The organism is Streptomyces sp. NPDC085946, from assembly GCF_044540485.1.
In the GTDB taxonomy this organism is placed as follows: Bacteria; Actinomycetota; Actinomycetes; order Streptomycetales; family Streptomycetaceae; genus Streptomyces.
The window spans coordinates 40,998-56,717 of sequence record NZ_JBITSF010000018.1 but is presented as its reverse complement, the minus strand read 5'-3'; the positions used below and the strand labels follow the sequence as shown (position 1 = coordinate 56,717).

Genomic DNA, 15,720 nt, shown 5'->3' with positions numbered 1-15,720 from the left:
CTATCGAGCGGTCGCCCTTGGGGCATCTCGGCTTCGGCCCCTGGACGGTTCGCCAGCCGCGATGGCATTCAATCACTTACCGGCAGGCGTGCACGACGCCTTGGCCCCATTGTCCGTCACGCCAGTGACACACTCGGTGCCGATGGCCAAGAATCACCGATCCGATCGACCCTCGACGGACCCCGCCTCCCGGCCCGCGCCGAGCACGGTCCTGGACCGTCTCGCCTCCGGCCCGAGCCGGGCTACGCGCATTACCCATACGGAGCACTTGCCCCCGCGAGCGGGTCGCCATGCCGTCTGGCCTGACCGGATCCGCGCCGAGGTGATCGCCGCGGTGCAGGCCGCGGGTGTCGCCCACCCCTGGGCCCATCAGGCGCGCGCCGCCGAGCACGCCCTGGACGGCGAGTCGGTCGTCGTCGCCACCGGCACGGCCTCCGGCAAGTCCCTGGCCTACCTCGCGCCGGTCCTGTCGACGCTCCTGGACGGTGCCGAGGCCCCGAACGGCCGCGGCAGCACCGCCCTGTACCTGGCCCCCACGAAGGCGCTCGCGGCCGACCAGTGCCGATCGGTGAAGGAACTTTCACAGCCGTTGGGCCATTCGGTGCGTGTCGCGGTCTACGACGGCGACACCCCGGTCGAGGAACGCGAGTGGATCCGCCAGTACGCCAACTACGTGCTGACCAACCCGGACATGCTCCACCGCGGCATCCTGCCGTCCCACCCGCGCTGGTCCTCCTTCCTGAAGGCGCTGAAGTACGTCGTCATCGACGAGTGCCACACCTACCGCGGCGTGTTCGGTTCGCACGTCGCCCAGGTGCTGCGCCGGCTGCGCCGCCTGTGCGCCCGCTACGGCGCCTCCCCCGTGTTCCTGCTGGCCTCCGCGACGGCCGCGGAGCCCGCGGTCGCCGCGCGCCGCCTCACCGGCCTGCCGGTGGTGGAGGTCGCCGACGACGCCTCCCCGCGTGGTGAACTGGTGTTCGCCCTCTGGGAGCCCCCGCTGACCGAACTGGAGGGCGAGAAGGGCGCTCCGGTCCGCCGTACGGCCACCGCCGAGGCCGCCGACCTGCTGACCGACCTCACCGTGCAGGGCATGCGCTCGATCGCCTTCGTGCGCTCCCGGCGCGGTGCCGAACTGATCTCTGTCATCGCCCAGGAGCGCCTCGCCGAGGTGGACCGCTCACTGGCCCGGCGTGTCGCGGCGTACCGCGGCGGCTACCTCCCCGAGGAGCGCCGCGCCCTGGAACGCGCCCTGCACTCCGGCGAACTCCTCGGCCTCGCAGCGACCAACGCCCTGGAACTGGGCATCGACATCTCCGGCCTGGACGCGGTGGTCATCGCCGGCTATCCGGGCACCCGCGCCTCCCTGTGGCAGCAGGCGGGCCGGGCGGGACGGTCCGGGCAGGGGGCCCTCGCCGTCCTGGTCGCCCGCGACGACCCGCTGGACACCTTCCTCGTCCACCACCCCGAGGCTCTGTTCGACCGGCCGGTGGAGTCCACCGTCCTGGACCCGGACAACCCGTACGTCCTGGCCCCCCACCTGTGCGCCGCGGCCGCGGAACTCCCGCTGACGGAGGAGGACATCGGCCTCTTCGGCCCCGCGTGCGAAGGGCTCCTGCCCCAGCTGGAGGCGGCGAAGCTGCTGCGCCGCCGCACGAAGGCCTGGCACTGGACCCGCCGGGAGCGGGCCGCCGACCTCGCCGACATCCGCGGGGAGGGCGGCCGGCCGGTGCAGGTCGTCGAGGCCTCGACGGGCCGCCTGCTCGGCACGGTCGACGCCGGCGCCGCGCACTCCACGGTCCACGAGGGCGCGGTCCACCTGCACCAGGGCCGCACCTACCTGGTGCGCTCCCTGGATCTGGAGGACTCCGTGGCCCTGGTGGAGCAGGCCAGCCCGCCCTACTCGACCGTCGCCCGCGACACCACGGCGATCTCCGTCCTGGAGACGGACACCGAGGTCCCGTGGGGCGAGGGCCGCCTCTGTTACGGCTCCGTCGAGGTCACCAACCAGGTCGTCTCCTTCCTCCGCAGACGGCTGATCACCGGCGAGGTGCTCGGCGAGACCAAGCTCGACCTGCCTCCCCGCACCCTGCGCACCCGTGCCGTGTGGTGGACGGTCACCGAGGACCAGCTGGACCGGGCCCGCATCACCCCCGAGATCCTCGGCGGCGCCCTGCACGCCGCCGAGCACGCGTCGATCGGCATGCTGCCCCTCTTCGCGACCTGCGACCGCTGGGACATCGGCGGGGTGTCGATCCCGCTCCACCCCGATACCCTCCTGCCCACGGTCTTCGTCTACGACGGCCATCCCGGCGGCGCGGGCTTCGCGGAACGCGCCTTCCACACCGCCCGCGCCTGGCTCACGGCCACCCGCCAGGCCATCGCCTCCTGCGAGTGCGACGCCGGCTGCCCGTCCTGCATCCAGTCCCCCAAGTGCGGCAACGGCAACGATCCGCTGCACAAGAGGGGCGCCGTGCGGCTGCTCACGGTGCTCTTGGAGGGAGCGCCGGCGGAGCCGGCCGGGGCGGACCGGACTGGTGCGCCGGAGCCGGCGGAGGCAGGCCGGGGCGGGGCACCGGGGCCTCCGGAGACGGTCCCGGATGCGGTGGAGCCGCCCCCGGCGGCCCCTCCGTCCACCCAGGCTCCTCCACCCGCCCAGGACCCGCCCGCGCCCTGACCTCCGCCGTGAACGGCCCCCCTCCCGCCGTCGCCGTCACGTCGGAGACGTCTCCGCCGAGCGCGCACCGCACGAGCCGGGTGTTCTGCGCCCGGGCCACCCGTCCGGCCCAGGCGCAGGCCGCCGTCTCGCCCTGTGCCCAGCGGTCCGCCGCCGCGAGCGCCGCGAGGTCCGCCCCGCCGGCCGCGCGGTGCCGGACCACGACGGCCTGCCCCAGTGCCAGGACCACCCCGAACACCACGCACAGGACGGCGACCGCTCCGAGACTCCAGACGGTCGCGGAGCCCCGGTCGGCACCCCGGACGGACCCGGGCGCCCACCGGAAGCCCCGGACACCCGCCGGCCGGCGCCCACCCACACTGCCGCTCACGTTCCGGCCTCCACCGACGCCACGGCCTCTTCCCGCACGTCGAACGGCAGACCGCGCAGCACCGGCGGCCTGGCCACGACCACCACGCGGACCTGGTCGGCCTCCTTGCTGACGGTGATCTGCGCGCCGGGCGGCGCCACCTCGCGGGCCACCTCGACGACCGCGTCGGCCGGGTCCTGACGGGCCGCCGCCCGCGCGCCGGTCCGCGCCGCGTCGACGCACTGGATCTGCGCGGCCACCACGAGCAGGCACCACACCAGCACGGTCGCGAACATCACCAGCACGGGAAGCACCAGAGCCGATTCGGCCGTCACGAACCCCCGGTCGCCCCGGCCGGCGCCCCTCTCACATCCCCGCATGGAGCGCCTGCTTCACGATGCCCTGCAGCTCCTCGCTGACCGTGCCGCTCGTGACCACCTTGTAGAGCACCACGGCGAACGCCACCGCCGCCACGATGCCCATCGCGTACTCCGAGGTGACCATCCCCGCGTCCCTGCGCACCGCGCGCGCTCCGTTCACCAGGGCACGCAGCCGTGCCCGTACCGCCTGATACATCGCAACCCCCGTCTGAAACATCCTGAAAGTCCTGGTCGAGCCGGCAATCACTGTCGAATGGGTCCTGCCGCACCGCGCTGAACCCCCGTCACCTCGTCATCTCGTCCTCCGTCACCTCCCGCCTCCTCCCAGCACCCCGCCCGCCAGACCGATCACCACGGGCAGCACGCCGACCGCGATGAACGCGGGCAGGAAGCACAGCCCCACGGGTGCGCTGACGAGGACGGAGGCCCGCCGTGCCCGGGCCGTCGCGGTCCGCCCCCGGTCGGCGCGGGCCTGCGCGGCGAGTCCGGCGACCGGCGCGGCGGCGGGCAGACCGGACACGTCGGCCCTCTCCAGCAGCCGGGCCAGGGCACCGGCGCCCGGTGTCGCGGCCAGCCGCCGCCAGGCCGCGCCCGGTTCGCCGCCGAGCCGCACCTCCGCCGCGCCCCGGGCCAGCGCGTCGCCGGTCGGCCCGCCCAAGGCCTCGCCGACCGCCTGCGCCGCGACGACCGGTGCGGCGCCGGCCACGATGCAGGCCGCCAGCAGGTCGGCCGCGAGCGGCAGGTGCCGTGCCGCCTCCGCGGGATCGCCTCCGGGCACGTCCGCCCGGGTGGCCGTGGCCGCCTGCCGCCGTCGCCACCACCCCAGCGCGAGCGCCCCGGCCGCCCCGGCGGCCGCACCCGCGAAACCGCCGACCAGCACCCATCCGGCACACGCCACGCCGATCAGGGGCAGGGACCGCTGCACACCGCTCAGCACCGCGCGGCCCGTGACGGCCGCCGCGGCCGGCTCCCGGGCCAGCACCCCGGCCAGTCGCCGCCGTGCCCTCCGCTCGCGCCGCGCCCGCTCCAGCCACCGCACCGACCACCCGAGGACGAGCATCGTCCCCACCGCCGCCCCCAGCCTGTGGACAACGTCCCCGCTCATGCCGCCGCCTCCGCTCCCCGGACGATGCGCAGCACCCACCACAGCCCCAGACCCTCCAGCACGGCACCCGCCGCCAGACAGGCCAGGCCCGCCCCGGTGTGCAGCAGCACGTGCAGGGGATCGGCGCCGAGCGCGGTGCCGAGGAGGAGGCCGAGGACGGGCAGCCCGGCGAGCATCACCGCCGTCGAGCGGGCGCCGGCCAGCTGGGCACGCAGGTCGGCCCGCTGGTCGCGTTCGGCGCGCAGCGCCCCTTCGAGCCGGTCGAGACCGGCCGCGAGTCCGGCGCCCTGGTCCACCGCCACCCGCCAGCACGCCGCGAGCCCTCGCAGCCCTTCGGCGCCCGGCTGCTCCGCCGCGGACGCGAGCGCGCCGGGCACGTCCCCGCCGAACCGCGCCGCCGCCAGGACCGCCGCCTGCGCCTCGCCGAGCCCACCGGAGTCGCGCGCGGCCCGCAGCAGCGCCTCACCCGGCTGCCGTCCGGCCCGCACCTCCCCCGCGAGCGCCCCGCACAGCGCGATCACCGCGTCGCCCCGGCGCTCCCTGGCGCGCCCGGCCTGCCCGGCCAGCCGGACCCGCCGCAGCACCGGCACCCCGGCCGCCCCCGCGACGACCGGCAGCACGGACTCGCCGAGCACGGCCAGCACCAGTCCGGCCGCCACCGACCACCACTCGGTCCCCAGCCGGCCGTAGACCCGCCGCAGCCCGCCCACCGCCTGCCGCCACGTGGGCGGTCCGGTGGCGACCACGCCGCCGCCCGCGAGCAGCAACCGCGCCCGCCGGGCCCCCGGCTGCCCGCCGCCCAGCAGCCACACCGCCGCCCCCAGGCAGGCCACGGCCGCCACCACCGACACCTCAGCAGTCCCGTACATCACTCGGCTCCCCCACCGTCGGATCCACCGTCGTTCCGCAGCAGCCCCCGCAGCCGCTCCCATCCCCGCTCGTGCACGAACGCCGCGGCGCCCCAGCGCAGCGCCGGTACCGTCCGCACCAGTCCCGAGGCGTCCCGCTCCAGCACGTGCACCTCGGCGATCCGCCGCCGCCCGGACCGGTCCCGCACGAGATGCAGCACCACCGACAGGGCGGCCGCCAACTGGCTGTGCAGCGCGGCCCGGTCGAGCCCGGCCGCCGTGCCGAGCGCCTCCAGCCGGGCCGGTACGTCCGCCGCCGCGTTGGCGTGCACCGTGCCGCAGCCGCCCTCGTGGCCGGTGTTCAACGCCGCCAGCAGATGGACGACTTCCGGCCCGCGCACCTCGCCCACGACGAGCCGGTCCGGCCGCATCCGCAGCGCCTGCCGCACCAGGTCCTCCAGGGTGACCAGGCCCGCCCCCTCCTGGTTGGCGGGTCTGGTCTCCAGGCGCACGACGTGCGGATGGTCGGGCCGCAGTTCCGCCGAGTCCTCGGCGAGGACGATCCGTTCGTCCCGTCCGACCAGCCCCAGCAGGGCACTGAGCAGTGTCGTCTTGCCACTGCCGGTCCCGCCGCTGACCAGGAACGACAGCCGTGCCCGCAGCAACGCCCGGAGCACCCGGCCGCCGCCCGGCGGCACGGTGCCCGCCGCCGCCAGCTCGTCGAGCGTGAAGGCCCGCGGTCGTACGACCCGCAGCGACAGGCAGGTGCAGCCGACCGCGACCGGCGGCAGCACCGCGTGCAGCCGGGTCCCGTCGGGCAGCCGCGCGTCGGCCCACGGCCGGGCGTCGTCGAGCCGGCGTCCGGCCACGGCCGCCAGGCGCTGCGCGAGACGCCGTACGGCCGCCGCGTCCGGGAAGGAGACCCCGGTCAGCTCCAGACCGCCGCCCCGGTCCACCCAGACCCGGTCCGGCGCCGACACCAGCACGTCCGTCACCGACGGGTCGGCGAGCAGCGGCTCCAGCGGCCCGCTGCCGATCAGTTCGGACCGCAACCGCTCGGCCGCGCCCAGCACCTCGGCGTCACCGAGCACCCGTCCCTGCTCGCGCAGTGCCTGCGCCACTCGCGCGGGCGTCGGCTCGGCCCCGCTTTCGGCCAGCCACTGCCGCACCCCGTCCAGCAGCGCCGTGCCGCCCGTTCCCTCGAATCCGGAAAGCGCGCTCATGCCGTACCCGCCTCGACGATGGCCCGCTCCCAGAACTCCTTGCAGAAGCGCGCCAGCGGCCCCCGCGCGGCCGCTCCCGGTGGCTGCCCTCTGTCGGTCGCACGCGCCAGTCCGGTCTCGACGGGCACCTCGCCGGCCAGGGGCAGGTCGAGCAGCCGGGCCACCTCGCGGCCGTCGAGCCCGGGCGCGTACGGCCCCCGGACGGCCACCCGCAGGTCCCGCAGGACCATGCCGACGGCGGAGGCGACCCGCCCGGCCGCCGCCACCGCGCGCAGTTCGGCGGGCACCACCAGCAGCCCGAGGTCGAGCTGGGTGAGGACTTCGGCGACGCCGTCGTCGATGCGGCGCGGCAGGTCGACGACGACCGTGCCGCCCCGTCGGCGGGCCGCCGCGAGCACCGCGCGGACGGCCTGCGGCGGTACCGCGACGCAGTCGCCGCGGTCCCAGCTGAGCACGCGCAGCGCGTGCAGCTCCGGCAGCGACTCCTCCAGGGCGCCGCCGCCGACGCGTCCGCGCGAGGCGGCGAAGGCGGGCCAGCGCAGCCCTTCGGCCTTCTCGCCGCCGAGGAGGACGTCGAGTCCGCCGCCCAGCGGATCCGCGTCCACCAGGAGCGTGCGCAGCCCTTCTCGCGCGGAGGTGACGGCGAGCGCGCAGGCCAGCGTGGACGCCCCGGCCCCGCCGCGCCCGCCGATGACGCCGACGGTGAGCGCCGGGCGGCCGACGCCCTCGGCGACGTCGGCGATGCGGTCGACCAGCCACTGTTCGCCGTCGGGCAGCATCAGCACGTGGTCGGCGCCGATCTCGACGGCGCGCCGCCAGACCCCGGAATCGTCCTGGTCGCGGCCGACCAGCACCACTCCGCGTCTGCGCGCGGCCCCGCGCACCCGCCGCGCGGCGTCGTCGCCCACCAGGACCAGCGGCGCGGTCTCCCAGCTGCTGCGCTGCTCCGGCACCCCGTGGTGGACCTCGGGCGTGGCGCCGGCCGCCGCGCACAGGCGCAGCAGGTCGTCGAGGAGCTCGGCGTCCTCGGTGACGATCAGCGGCCGGCCCTGCCGCCCTCCGGCGGCGGGCGGTGGATCGTGTGTGACGGCTCCGGACATGGTCCGCGTCCCCCTTCGCTGCATCTCCCGCACGGCCCCTGCGGCCCCGCGATTCCCAAGCGTGTGGAGAAACGGCAAGCGGTCTCTCCATATGAGCGGCCGACGGAAACCGGCCAAACGCGCCCGACAAACGGAACCGGCCAGGAACTCGCCGCGAGCGGGCCGCGCTGGAAACACGGTGCAGCGATCCGGAAAATCGTGTGGATCTTGGTGGAAAACTGTGGACAACTCGACGGCTGTGAATATCGCCATCACCCATACCGGTGACCGCCGCACTGCCTGTGCGACTTCCGCAGAGCAGTCCGACGACTACCGAGCGTGATGGATCGCGAACACGGCGAAGGGGCGGCCGCAGCCGCCCGTGAGCGGCACCACGGCCGCGGAAAGAAGGAGAAAAAAGCATCCGGACATGCGACGACCCCCGCCGGGGGGGAGAGCGGGGGTCGTCCCCACGGCCGACTCGGGGGGGGAGGAGTCGGGCCGGGTTAGCACGGTCGCGAACGATCCGTGACTTCCATGGTGTACCCGAGAGCCCTCTCAGGCAAACCCACACGCCCCACCTTACGCCGAATGGGCTGCCCCTATGCTCAGGGTCGTGGAAAACCACTCGTTGCCCCGCACAGCCGCCTTCTTTGATCTGGACAAGACGGTCATTGCGAAGTCGAGCACGCTCACCTTCGGCAAGTCCTTCTACCAAGGCGGGCTGATCAACCGCAGGGCCGCCCTGCGCACCGCATACACCCAGTTCGTCTTCCTCGCCGGCGGCGCCGACCACGACCAGATGGAACGGATGCGCCAGTACCTGTCGGCGCTGTGCCGCGGCTGGAACGTGCAGCAGGTCAAGGAGATCGTCGCCGAGACGCTGCACGACCTGATCGACCCGATCATCTACGACGAGGCCGCCTCCCTCATCGAGGAGCACCACACCGCCGGCCGCGACGTGGTGATCGTGTCCACGTCCGGGGCCGAGGTGGTCGAGCCGATCGGGGAGCTGCTCGGCGCGGACCGGGTCGTGGCGACCCGCATGGTCGTGGGCGACGACGGCTGCTTCACCGGCGAGGTGGAGTACTACGCGTACGGCCCGACGAAGGCCGAGGCGGTCAGGGAGCTCGCCGAGTCGGAGGGGTACGACCTGTCGCGCTGCTACGCCTACAGCGACTCGGTGACCGACCTGCCGATGCTGGAGTGCGTCGGCCACCCGCACGCCGTGAACCCGGACCGCGCGCTGCGCCGCGAGGCACTCGCGCGGGGGTGGCCGATCCTGGACTTCCACCGGCCGGTCCGCCTCAAGCAGCGGATCCGCGGATTCTCCGTGCCGCCCCGCCCAGCCCTCGCGGTGGCCGCCGCCATAGGCGCCGCGGCGGCCACCGCGGGCCTGGTCTGGTACGCGAACCGGCGCCGGTCGACGGTTGCCTAGGCCCTGCCCAGGTCCCTTTTGGCCTTATACGTAAAGAAATGCGGCCAGGGCTTTCGCCCGCCCCGGTCCTGGAGTACAAAGGACTCAACGGCCCGCGAGACCAAGGGCATCCGAGAGGATCACCTTTAAAACGCAGTTGGCCCCACGGACCGAGCATGAACACCGGGCACCCACGCGACGTCGACCCGTCGATTACGGGCCAGCCGCACCAGGCACGGGCGAAGTTCCCGGCCTGATGGGCATCTATCGAGGACGCTTGGTAACCCGGTGAGCATGCCAGCGGCGGTACGAGCACTCGTACCGCCGCACTTCTGCCGGGCCTCCCGTGAGGGAGGCCTTTCTTCGTCCGGCCGCCGGCCGTCCCTCGATCGCGGCTAGGGGCTGTCGTTCGGATCACGCCGCGGACGCGGGGCCGACGACCTACAGTCGATTCCCCGCGACCTGATCCGAACGACAGCCCCTAGGCCGCGCCGCGCTGCAGCGCCTCGCACACCGCCGTCGACTCGCGGGCGCCCAGCTCGACCGCCCTGCCGCAGTGCGCGATCCAGGCGGCCATGCCCTCCGGGGTGCCGGAGACGTATCCGTCCAGGGCCGTCCGGTACGCCTCGCGCCCCAGCTCGGCGTGGCCGACCTCGGCCGGGCACACCGACTTCGGGTCGAGGCCGCTGCCGACCAGGACGATGCGCTCGGCGGCGCGCGCGACCAGGCCGTTGTGGGAGGTGAAGGGGCGCAGCGCGAGGAGTTCGCCGTGCACCACGGCGGCCGTCACCAGCGCGGGGGCGGAGCCGCCCGCGATGATCAGCTCCGCCAGCCCGTCCAGCCGGCCGTGCATCTCCGCCGCGTCCGGCAGCGGAAGCCCGACGAGCGGCTCGTCGACGGGCTCGCCCGCGTGCCGGGGGCGCCCCACGTGGTCGGCCTTGTCGGCGGCCGCCACCAGGTGGAGCCGGGCCAGCACCCTGAGGGGCGACTGCCGCCAGATGGACAGCAGCTGGCCCGCCTCGGCGGTCAGCCGCAGAGCCGCGCCCACGGTGCGCGCCTCGTCGTCGGCGCTGAAGTCGGTGCGCCGGCGCACCTCCTCCAGCGCCCAGTCCGCGCCGGACAGCGCGGCCGAGCCACGGGCGCCGCGCAGCGCCGCCTCGGAGGTGATCTCGTTGCTGCGCCGGCGCATGATCCGGTGGCCGTAGACACGGTCCACGGCCTTGCGCACGGACTCCACGGACTCGGCCACGCCGGGCAGGGAGCCCAGGGCGGCGAGAGGATCGGCGGTCGCGCCTGACGTACTCATGAGTACGACCCTACGCATCACCGGGGCCCGCCCCTCGATGGAGTGGTCTTCTTCACGCCCGTCCGCCACAGAGAGCCCTTGCTCCACCACCCTCCACTACGCTTACTGAACATGAAAATTGCTTTCGTCGGGAAGGGCGGCAGCGGGAAGACCACGCTCTCCGCCCTGTTCGTCCGCCACCTCGCCGCCGCCGGTGCACCCGTCATCGCGGTCGACGCCGACATCAACCAGCATCTGGGGGCCGCCCTCGGCCTCGACGAGGCTCAGGCGGCCGCCCTGCCCGCGATGGGCGACCACCTGCCGCTGATCAAGGACTACCTGCGCGGTTCCAACCCGCGCATCGCCTCGGCCGACGCGATGATCAAGACGACGCCTCCCGGCGAGGGTTCGCGGCTGCTGCGGGTGTGCGAGGACAACCCGGTCTACGAGGCCTGCGCCCGCCCGGTGGAACTCGACGGCGGGGCCGTCCGTTTGATGGTCACGGGCGCCTTCACGGACGCCGACCTGGGGGTCGCCTGCTACCACTCCAAGACGGGAGCGGTGGAGCTGTGCCTGAACCACCTGGTCGACGGACGCGACGAGTACGTCGTGGTCGACATGACGGCGGGCTCGGACTCCTTCGCCTCCGGCATGTTCACCCGCTTCGACATCACGTTCCTCGTCGCCGAGCCGACCCGGAGGGGAGTCTCCGTCTACCGCCAGTACAAGGAGTACGCCCGGGACTACGGCATCGCCCTCAAGGTCGTGGGCAACAAGGTGCAGAGCCGGGACGACCTCGACTACCTGCGCGCCGAGGTCGGGGACGACCTGCTCGTGACGGTCGGGCACTCGGACTGGGTGCGCGCCATGGAGAAGGGCCGGCCGTCCCGGTTCGACCTCCTGGAGGAGCCCAACCGCGACGCCCTGCGCCTGCTGCACACGACCGCCGACGCGGCCTACGAGCAGCGCGACCCGGAGCGCTACACGCGCCAGATGGTGCACTTCCACCTGAAGAACGCCGACGCCTGGGGCAACGAGCGCACCGGGGCCGACCTGGCAGCGCAGGTCGACCCAGGGTTCGTGCTCGGCGAGGCGGTGTCGGAACCGGCCTGACGGGACACCGCGCACCGGTCGGCCGGTCGCCGTCACGGCCTGCCCGCCACCGCCTGCCCGCCACGACCTGCCCGTCACGGCTTGGCGGCCGGCGCTCCGGGCACTCCCTTCGGAGCCGGGGCGGGGCGGTCCGACAGGAAGGCCGCCCAGCCCTGCTTCGGCGCCTGGCCGACCTTCAGGGTGCGCAGCTTCCGGAGCGTGTCGGGGTTCTGGGCGTCCAGCCAGTCCGCGAGCTGCCGGAAGGAGACGCAGCGCACCTCCGCCTTGGTGCACACCCGCTCGATGACCTCCTCGACGGCCCGCATGTAGGTGCCGCCGTTCCAGGACTCGAAGTGGTTGCCGATGATCAGCGGCGCGCGGTTGCCGTCGTAGGCCCGCTGGAAGCCCTGGAGCAGGCCGTCGCGCATCTGGTCGCCCCAGAAGTCGTACTTGGCGGGGTCGCCCTGGGTGGTCGTGCCGGACTGGTTGACCATGAAGTTGTAGTCCATGGTGAGCTGTTCGAACGTGTGGCCGGGGAACGGCACGAGCTGCATCGACAGGTCCCACAGGCCCTGCTTCTTCTCCGGCCAGACCTGGTCGTTGACGCCGCTGGTGTCGTAGCGGAAGCCCATCTCGCGGGCGGCCCGCATGAAGTTCTTCTGGCCCTCCAGACAGGGGGTGCGGGCGCCGATGAGCTCCTTGTCGTAGTCGAAGGGCAGCGGGTCCGCCTCCTTCAGGCCGGCATTGGTCCTCCAGGTCTTCACGAACCGCTTGGCCTGGTTGATCTCGTCCTTCCACTCCTCCACCGACCACTCGCCGACCCCGCCGCCGCTGCCGCAGAAGTGGCCGTTGAAGTGGGTGCCGATCTCGTTGCCCTCCAGCCAGGCCAGGCGCAGCTGCTTGACCGTCGCGGCGATGCCCTCCCGGTCGTTGAAGCCGATGTCGGAGCGGCCGGGGGAGTGCTGGGGCGGCCGGTACAGGTCGCGCTTCTCGTCCGGGAGCAGGTACACGCCGCTCAGGAAGTACGTCATCGTCGCGTTGTTCGCCTTGGCGACCTTGCGGAAGTGGGAGAACAGCCTCTGGCTGTCCTCCCCCGCGCCGTCCCAGGAGAACACCACGAACTGCGGGGGTTTCTGACCCGGCTTGAGGCGTTCGGCGCGCGGCAGGTGCGGCTGCGCTCCGGTGTAGGCGGTGGAGCCGTCGCCGATCAGCCGGACCGCGCTCCTGGGCGCCGGGGCCGCCGCGTTCGCCTCCTGCGCGCCCTGCCCTTCGCGCCGCGGGCCGTCGTCGGTGCCCGTCGCACAGCCGGCGAGTGACGCGGCGCAGACCGCGGTGACCAGGGAGCCCGCGGCGATCCTGTGGGTGGCGGTCATGGACGCCCACCTTCTTCCTTCTCTCGGAGCCGACAGCGCCGCCAAGGTCGCACGGAAGGAAGAAGGGATTAGTACGACAAGCCGATGAAATTCCCAGGTCACCCCACTGAGTGACTTATTAGTCCATTTGCCCGGGAATTCTATGCTTGGACTTTACTCTGCATTACGATCCGTTTACTGATTGTGATGCATCCCGCCGCTGTAAGCCGTGACCCACGGCCGCGACCGAACCCCGCCCCGAGCGGGAACCACACATTCCGCGACCGCGCAGCCCCGGAGGAGACGGGAACCATGTCAGCCTGCGTCCCCGCCCGCGCCGCCGACCCGACTCGGACCGAGCGCACCCAGCAACCCCCCAGCCCCCCACCGACCGGCCCCCGCCGCTTCCGCGTCGCGGGCGCCGACCTGTCCGCCTCGATCGCCGTCTTCCTGATCGCCCTGCCGCTGTCCCTGGGCATCGCCCTGGCCACCGGCGCGCCCCTGCAGGCCGGCCTCGTCGCCGCCGCCGTGGGCGGCCTGGTGGCCGGGCGGCTCGGCGGCTCACCGCTCCAGGTCAGCGGTCCGGCGGCGGGTCTCACCGTCGTCACCGCCGATCTCATCCAGCGCTACGGATGGCGCACCACCTGCGCCATCACGGTGCTGGCCGGCCTCGCCCAACTGGGCCTGGGCTGCCTGCGCGTGGCGCGGACCGCGCTCGCCGTCAGCCCCGCCATCGTGCACGGCATGCTCGCCGGCATCGGCGTCACCATCGCCGTGGCCCAGCTGCACATCGTCCTCGGCGGCACGCCTCAGAGCTCCGTCCCCGACAACCTACGGGCGCTGCCCGCCCAGTTGGCGGACCTGCACCCCGCCGCGGTGTCGGTCAGCGCGCTGACCCTGGTCCTGCTGCTGTTCTGGCCCCGGCTGCCCGGCCGGGCGGGAAGCGTCCTGGCCAGGATCCCGGCCGCGCTGGTCGCCGTCGCCGGGGCCACCGCGGCCGCCGCCCTGGCCGGCCTGCGCCTGCCCAAGGTCGACCTGCCGACCTGGAGCAACCATGCCCTGGCCGGCCTGCCCGAGGGCCCGGTCCTCGGCCTCGTCGCGGCCGTGCTCACCACCACGCTGGTGTGCAGCGTGCAGTCGCTGCTCGGCGCGGTCGCCGTCGACAAGCTGGCGGCGGCCCGGCCGGGCCCGCACGTCGCCCGCTCCGACCTGGACCGAGAGCTGCTCGGGCAGGGCGCCGCCAACATCGTCTCCGGCACGCTCGGCGGCCTGCCGGTGGCCGGTGTGGCCGTCCGCAGCACCGCCAACGTGCGCGCGGGTGCGGTGAGCCGGAACTCCACGATGCTGCACGGCGTTCTCGTAGTGGCCGCCACGCTGCTGATGGTCCCGCTCCTGGAGCTCATCCCGCTCGCCTCGCTCGCCGCCCTGGTGATGTCCGTCGGCATCCAGATGGTCTCCCTGCACCACATCCGCACGGTGACCCGCCACCGTGAGGTGCTGGTGTACGCCGTCACCACGCTGGGCGTCGTGACCTTCGGCGTCCTGGAGGGCGTCGCGCTGGGCGTCGCCGTCGCCGTCGGCGTCGCCCTGCACCGCCTCACCCGCACCCGCATCACGCACCACGAGAAGGAAGGAGTCCACCACGTCCACGTACGAGGCCAGCTGACGTTCCTCGCGGTGCCGCGGCTCAGCCGGGCCCTGCACCTCGTGCCCCAGGGGACGGACGTCGTCGTGGAGCTGGACGGCTCGTTCATGGACCACGCCGCGTACGAGACGCTGCAGGACTGGCAGAACACGCACACCGCGCGGGGCGGCACCGTCGAGATCACCGGCCGCCGCGCCGCCGTCCGGATCGCCGAGCCCGCGGCCCTGCACGGCACCGGACCGGAGGACGGGGCCGGCGAGGCTCCGGACCACGCCGCCGACTGCGGGTGCCGTCCCTGGACGGCGTGGCGCAACCACCAGTGCGAACTCCCCCAGTCCGCACCGTGCCCGGAGCGGCACCGGGGCGGGACGGACCGGCCCGCGCCCACCGGGGCCGGCACCAGCGGACACGAACTGGTACGGGGCATCAGCGCGTTCCAGCGCAACACCGCGCCGCTGGTGCGCGGAGAGCTGGCCCGGCTGGCGCGCGAGGGGCAGCAGCCCTCCCAGCTCTTCCTCACCTGCGCCGACTCGCGGCTCGTCACCTCGATGATCACCTCCAGCGGTCCGGGCGACCTGTTCGTGGTGCGCAACGTGGGCAACCTCGTGCCGCCGCCCGGCGAGGAGAGCGGTGACGACTCGGTCGCGGCGGCCATCGAGTACGCGGTGGACGTGCTGCGGGTGCGGTCCATCACGGTGTGCGGGCACTCCGGGTGCGGCGCCATGCAGGCGCTGCTCAGCTCCGAGCCTGAGGGTGCGCCCACGCCCTTGAAGCGGTGGCTGCGGCACGGGCTGCCGAGCCTGGAGCGCATGGCCGGCGCCGGCCGGCCGCAGGCCCGGCTGGCCGGGCGGGCGCCCGCCGACGCGGTCGAGCAGCTCTGCATGACCAACGTGGTCCAGCAGTTGGAACACCTGCGCGCCCACGACTCGGTGGCCCGCGCCCTGGCGGACGGCGCGCTGGAGCTGCACGGGATGTACTTCCACGTCGGCGAGGCCCAGGCGTACCTGCTCACCGAGACGGACGGGGAGCGGGTCTTCGACCGGGTGCGGGCGATGGAGCTGTCCGCGTGAGTCCTGGCGGGTGTGCGTCCCTCTGCGCCGGGGCGCACACCCGCCGGGGGGGGGGGGGGGGGGGCCCGCGCCGGGGGGGGGGCGCGCCCCCCCCCCCGGGGCGGGCGCCCCGCCGGGGCCCCCCCCCCCCCCCCCCCCCCCCCCCCCCGCCCCCCCCCCCCCGGCCCCCCCCCGCGGGCGCCCCCCCCCCCCGCCCCCCCC

12 protein-coding genes and 1 pseudogene are annotated in these 15,720 nt (G+C 74.3%); 4 read left to right on the top strand and 9 right to left on the bottom strand.

All coding sequences use genetic code 11. The annotated features are described in order from the left end of the window. The first annotated feature begins 61 nt into the window (after positions 1-61). On the top strand, positions 62-2,674 hold the full coding sequence (locus tag ACIF8T_RS29435) for a DEAD/DEAH box helicase (RefSeq protein ID WP_400039139.1): 2,613 nt from the start codon (positions 62-64) through the stop codon (positions 2,672-2,674). Here ACIF8T_RS29435 and ACIF8T_RS29430 read toward each other — a convergent pair. The 7 genes and pseudogenes from ACIF8T_RS29430 to ssd form a co-directional block, all read right to left on the bottom strand. Then, positions 2,589-3,032, bottom strand: a pseudogene (locus ACIF8T_RS29430) (Rv3654c family TadE-like protein); the annotation flags it as partial. The gene ACIF8T_RS29435 and the pseudogene ACIF8T_RS29430 overlap by 86 nt on opposite strands. 8 nt (positions 3,033-3,040) lie before the next feature. After that, positions 3,041-3,403, bottom strand: coding sequence for a TadE family type IV pilus minor pilin (locus ACIF8T_RS29425; protein WP_400039138.1), 363 nt, complete (start codon positions 3,401-3,403; stop codon positions 3,041-3,043). Beyond that, positions 3,390-3,599, bottom strand: coding sequence for a DUF4244 domain-containing protein (locus tag ACIF8T_RS29420; protein WP_400039137.1), 210 nt, complete (start codon positions 3,597-3,599; stop codon positions 3,390-3,392). The genes ACIF8T_RS29425 and ACIF8T_RS29420 overlap by 14 nt, the downstream gene beginning before the upstream one ends. A gap of 111 nt (positions 3,600-3,710) precedes the next feature. After that, positions 3,711-4,508, bottom strand: coding sequence for a type II secretion system F family protein (locus tag ACIF8T_RS29415; protein ID WP_400039136.1), 798 nt, complete (start codon positions 4,506-4,508; stop codon positions 3,711-3,713). Continuing rightward, positions 4,505-5,377, bottom strand: a complete 873-nt coding sequence (locus ACIF8T_RS29410) for a type II secretion system F family protein (RefSeq protein WP_400039135.1) — start codon at positions 5,375-5,377, stop codon at positions 4,505-4,507. Before ACIF8T_RS29410 ends, ACIF8T_RS29415 begins: the two co-directional genes overlap by 4 nt. After that, complete coding sequence (locus tag ACIF8T_RS29405) at positions 5,377-6,579, bottom strand: TadA family conjugal transfer-associated ATPase (RefSeq protein WP_400039134.1); 1,203 nt, start codon at positions 6,577-6,579, stop codon at positions 5,377-5,379. Before ACIF8T_RS29405 ends, ACIF8T_RS29410 begins: the two co-directional genes overlap by 1 nt. Continuing rightward, positions 6,576-7,679: a septum site-determining protein Ssd gene (ssd, locus tag ACIF8T_RS29400; RefSeq protein ID WP_400039133.1), complete on the bottom strand. Its 1,104-nt coding sequence runs from the start codon at positions 7,677-7,679 to the stop codon at positions 6,576-6,578. The genes ACIF8T_RS29405 and ssd overlap by 4 nt, the downstream gene beginning before the upstream one ends. A gap of 583 nt (positions 7,680-8,262) precedes the next feature. Here ssd and ACIF8T_RS29395 point away from each other — a divergent pair. Beyond that, a complete protein-coding gene (locus tag ACIF8T_RS29395; protein WP_400039132.1) occupies positions 8,263-9,096 on the top strand; it encodes an HAD family hydrolase in 834 nt (277 codons plus the stop codon). Positions 9,097-9,556: 460 nt separating this feature from the next. Here ACIF8T_RS29395 and ACIF8T_RS29390 read toward each other — a convergent pair whose 3' ends face one another. Then, complete coding sequence (locus ACIF8T_RS29390; RefSeq protein ID WP_400039131.1) at positions 9,557-10,381, bottom strand: oxidoreductase; 825 nt, start codon at positions 10,379-10,381, stop codon at positions 9,557-9,559. Between the two features lie 111 nt (positions 10,382-10,492). Here ACIF8T_RS29390 and ACIF8T_RS29385 point away from each other — a divergent pair, with 111 nt between their 5' ends. Next, the gene (locus ACIF8T_RS29385) at positions 10,493-11,473 is read left to right on the top strand and encodes an ATP-binding protein (protein ID WP_400039130.1); all 981 of its coding nucleotides are present in this window, start codon (positions 10,493-10,495) and stop codon (positions 11,471-11,473) included. Between the two features lie 74 nt (positions 11,474-11,547). Here ACIF8T_RS29385 and ACIF8T_RS29380 read toward each other — a convergent pair whose 3' ends face one another. Then, positions 11,548-12,825, bottom strand: a complete 1,278-nt coding sequence (locus ACIF8T_RS29380; protein WP_400039129.1) for a hypothetical protein — start codon at positions 12,823-12,825, stop codon at positions 11,548-11,550. A gap of 291 nt (positions 12,826-13,116) precedes the next feature. On the opposite strand from ACIF8T_RS29380, the gene ACIF8T_RS29375 reads away from it, so the two are divergent. Further along, positions 13,117-15,519, top strand: a complete 2,403-nt coding sequence (locus ACIF8T_RS29375) for a SulP family inorganic anion transporter (protein ID WP_400039128.1) — start codon at positions 13,117-13,119, stop codon at positions 15,517-15,519. The last annotated feature ends 201 nt before the right edge of the window (positions 15,520-15,720 follow it).